At 33.5% G+C, this 1,344-nt stretch carries 1 protein-coding gene, 2 tRNA genes and 1 pseudogene; 2 read left to right on the top strand and 2 right to left on the bottom strand.

The features are described from left to right. Nucleotides 1–177: 177 nt before the first annotated feature. A tRNA-Arg gene (locus ACFOZZ_RS05065) sits at nucleotides 178–254 on the bottom strand. Nucleotides 255–403: 149 nt separating this feature from the next. Next, nucleotides 404–480 (bottom strand) — tRNA-Arg (locus ACFOZZ_RS05060). A 177-nt stretch (nucleotides 481–657) separates the two neighbouring features. On the opposite strand from ACFOZZ_RS05060, the gene ACFOZZ_RS05055 reads away from it, so the two are divergent. Beyond that, nucleotides 658–1,035 (top strand): YbaN family protein, encoded by a 378-nt coding sequence (locus tag ACFOZZ_RS05055; protein ID WP_376814849.1) that lies wholly within the window; start codon nucleotides 658–660, stop codon nucleotides 1,033–1,035. Then, nucleotides 1,034–1,302: pseudogene (locus ACFOZZ_RS05050) on the top strand (nitrous oxide-stimulated promoter family protein); the annotation flags it as partial. The gene ACFOZZ_RS05055 and the pseudogene ACFOZZ_RS05050, both read left to right, overlap by 2 nt. Between the last annotated feature and the right edge of the window lie 42 nt (nucleotides 1,303–1,344).

Genomic DNA, 1,344 nt, shown 5'->3' with positions numbered 1-1,344 from the left:
TTAGAGGTGCTGTTTCCAAGACCCCAAATATTTAGAGCGAAGCTCTGACCCCCACAAAAATTAAAGACCCGTTAAAACGCCGTCTCTTTTAATTTAACGTAATAAAGAAAAAGACTAGAGAGCAACTCTAGTCCAAGATAAAATAAAAACCTCGGTTAATTCGAGGTTATTTTCAGATGGCGTCCACGAAGGGATTCGAACCCATGACCGCACGCTTAGAAGGCGTGTGCTCTATCCAGCTGAGCTACGTAGACATTTGATTTCCGACTGCGCATTCATATTACCATACTATACAACATTATGCAATACTTAAAACTAACAAAAACGAAAGAAATATGATTTAAAACCTTTATATAGGTTTTCTCAAAATAAAAACCCCGGTTAATCCGAGGTTATTTTCAGATGGCGTCCACGAGGGGATTCGAACCCATGACCGCACGCTTAGAAGGCGTGTGCTCTATCCAGCTGAGCTACGTAGACATTACTTTTTGACTGCTCAAGTATAATATCATGACTTTTCATGTAATGCAAGTATTTTTTTACATAATTATAAGTGTAGACACAATTAATTATTTTCAAATATAATATCGTAAGTTTTACATAACTAACATATGTTAGTTAAGACTAAATAAGAGGATGACTATGAAATACATCTGAATACTATTAGGCTTTATTAGCTTATTTCTTGGTACTATAGGAATTGTTCTTCCTATACTTTCTACTGTTCCTTTTTATATGACGACAGTATACTTTTTTACAAAAAGTTCGGAAACGCTGCATAACTGGTTTATGCATACAAAACTCAATAAGAAGTATCTTAATAGCTTTGTAGAAAACAGATCCATGACACTAATGACAAAATACAAGATTATGGGGATGGTTACAGTAGTCATTTTGATTGGATTTATATGTATGAAAAATGTTCCTATAGGTAGACTATGTATATTTATTGTATGCATCTTTCATATTTTATATTTATTTATTCGCATTAAGACTATAAACAAGGAAGAGGCAAGTAGAAAAGAAAAGACTTAAAGAACAACAGACTACAGAAAAGATGATTCATCTCTATTGTTCAAAAAATCATCATACAAAAAATTTATATCCTGATTGTAAGGAACTGCTCGATTATGCACAAACACGTAGTCAAAGATGCCCATTTATGGAAAAAAAACATTCTGTTCACACTGCAAGGTACATTGTTATAAAACGGAGATGAGAGAAAGAATCAGACAGGTCATGCGTTACGCAGGACCAAGAATGATTATCTATGATGTTAAACCGCAAACTCTACCCATCTGATGACTGCAAATTATATTACCCTATATAATAATGTATTTTTAT

It is taken from the genome of Catenibacterium sp. GCM10023432 (assembly GCF_042651925.1).
Taxonomy (GTDB): domain Bacteria; phylum Bacillota_I; class Bacilli_A; order Erysipelotrichales; family Coprobacillaceae; genus Catenibacterium; species Catenibacterium mitsuoka.
This window is presented reverse-complemented; position numbering and strand designations above follow the sequence as displayed.